At 68.8% G+C, this 1345-nt stretch carries 1 protein-coding gene; it reads right to left on the bottom strand.

Annotated features, from left to right (window positions below; translation table 11 throughout):
• Positions 1–29: 29 nt before the first annotated feature.
• Entirely contained in the window at positions 30–1091 is a 1062-nt protein-coding gene (locus ACZ6KF_RS34020) for an IS110 family RNA-guided transposase (RefSeq protein ID WP_469160989.1), read from the bottom strand.
• Positions 1092–1345: the final 254 nt, after the last annotated feature.

Here is a 1345-nt window from a genome sequence, read left to right as displayed (position 1 = left end):
GGCCGGTCGAGCTCGGCGATGCTCCTATGTCAAGCCGCGGCGGGAAGCCGCATGTCGGCCGGTGACGCGGCGGGCTGAGCGTCGGACTCATCGGCGATCAGGGTCCGGAAGACGCGGTCGGAGACGCGGCGCCTCAGCAGGCGCACGGCCTCCTTGGGCGTCTTGCCGCGGGCCAGCTGCCTGGCGAAGTAGTCAGCGCCTTCCCCACCCCGCCGAACCTGGGTGACCGCGATCATGTGCAGTGCGTGGTTGATGGACCGGTTCCCTCCCCGGTTGAGGCGGACACGGACCTTGTTCGAGGACCAGACCGGGATGGGAGCCGTGCCGGTGAAGTGCGCGAACGCATCCTTCGACTTGAACCGCGAGGCACCGGCCGTCTCGCCGATGATGACGGCGGCGCTGATCACGCCGCATCCAGCGATGCCCAGCAGCGAGGGGGCCAACGCTTCCACCAGCCTGCGCAGCCGCACTTCCAGTCCGTTGATCTGCAAGGTCAGCCTGCGGCACTCGCCGACAAGGTCGCGAGCGATCTCCGCGACGACGCCCTCGTGGCCGCCGAGCTCGGCATCCAGCAGATCGAACACACACAGACGGCGTAACCCCCGGGACGGCACCGGAAGCTCTGGGTCGATCTCGTGCAGGAACCAGCGCAGCTTGTTCGCCGCGGCAGTACGACTCCGCACCAGCCGACGACGGTGGTCGACGAGCAGCTTCACGTCCCGAGCGGGTCCAGCGAGGCTGGCACGGGGCAGGTCAGGCTCACGCAGCGCCACCCGCGCGACCGCCTCGGCGTCGATCGGGTCGGATTTGCCCCGTTCCCGGGCCGAGCGACGGGCCCCGGCCATGAGCCGCGTGTGCACCCGCACCACAGCATGGCCGGCCAGAAGCAGATCGGCCTCAAACCTGCGGGTCAGGTGGCGGCAGTCCTCGATGGCGAGCACTACCTGCCCGAACCGGGCGACCCACTTGAGTGCCTGAGCATGACCTGCCGGCGTGGCAGCGACGGTGATGTCGTCCGCCCTGCGCCCCAACTGGTCGACCGCGACCAGCGTGTGCGTCTTCTTGTGACCATCGATGCCGACAACGTGCATGCGAACCTCCGCAGCTCAATGGAGAGTTGACGGACATCTCCACCGCGGGGGCACGCCTCAATCGGGCTCGCGCAGCACGCTCCTATCAGGCCACTCCGAGGCGGAGACCAGGGCCGGCGGGGCGGCACATCGCCGACAAGCCACCGTTGCCGGGGCAGCAAAGAAACGAGCCAGCCCCGCCGGTACCTGCCACTGTGTCACCACCCGTAGGCCCGTGTCCCTGACTCTGTCATTGACGCGAAGAAAGCCGACGC

The sequence above is a fragment of the Streptomyces sp. NPDC046379 genome, assembly GCF_055587785.1.
The sequence above is the reverse complement of the archived record's forward strand: the minus strand, read 5'-3'. Positions and strand labels throughout refer to the sequence as shown.